The organism is Chitinophaga sp. Cy-1792, from assembly GCF_011752935.1.
GTDB lineage: Bacteria > Bacteroidota > Bacteroidia > Chitinophagales > Chitinophagaceae > Chitinophaga.
Genome location: NZ_VWWO01000013.1, coordinates 1 through 979, shown reverse-complemented (window position 1 = coordinate 979; position 979 = coordinate 1). Strand labels below are relative to the sequence as shown.

General features: G+C 68.8%; 1 pseudogene. It reads left to right on the top strand.

Annotated elements, in window-relative coordinates:
- A pseudogene (locus F3J22_RS30230) lies at nt 1–979 on the top strand (Tn3 family transposase); the annotation flags it as partial.

Below are 979 nucleotides of genomic sequence, written 5' to 3'. Positions count from 1 at the left end.
GCCGACATCGCCCGGGAGGTGGTCGCCGCCGGGCGGGCGCGGGCGGCGGTCGAGGCGCCCAGCCACCTGCGCGGACACGCGCCTGAGGTGACGCTGGCCCTGCTGGCGGCGTTGTTGCACTGCCGGGAACGGGAGATCACCGACACGCTGGTCGAGCTGCTGATCTCCACCGTGCACCGGATCAACGCCCGCGCCGAGGTCCGGGTGACCAAGGAGCTGATCAAGGAGTCCAAGCGGGTCACCGGCAAGGAGAACTTGCTGTTCAGGGTCGCCGAGGCGACCGTGAACGCCGGCGACGAGCTCGTGCGCGACACGGTGTTCCCGGTCGCGCCGCAGGACGTTCTGGCCGACCTGATCGCTGAATTCAAGTCCTCCGGTCCGACCTACCAGCGCACCGTGAAGGCCACGCTGAAGGGCTCCTACACCAACCACTACCGGACTGGGCTGATCAAGCTGCTGGACGTGCTGGAGTTCCGCAGCAACAACACCACCCACCGGCCGGTGCTCGACGCGCTGGAGCTGATCACCCGCTACGCCAGCGCCGGGAACCTGCACTACTACCCGGCCGGCGAGCACATCCCGGTCCATCGCGGCCTGAGCGAGGACTGGGAGGCGCTGGTTTACAAGGACGACAAGCGCCGCCGGCAACGGGTCGTGCGCATGGTCTACGAGGTGTGCACCTTCCAGGCGCTACGCGAGCAGTTGCGGTGCAAGGAAATCTGGGTCGTCGGCGCGGACACCTGGCGCAACCCGGCCGAAGACCTTCCGACCGATTTCGAGGACCATCGCGTCGAGCACTACCAGGCGCTGCGCAAGCCGCTGGACCCCAGCCAGTTCATCGCCGACCTGCAAGCCGAGATGCGCGCCGAGCTGGAGGCCCTGCACACCGCCCTGCCGGGCTGCGATTGGTTGTCGATTAGCGACCGCGCGGCTGGCGCGGTCAAGCTGGCCCCGCTGGAGGCCTCGCCGGAGCCGCGCA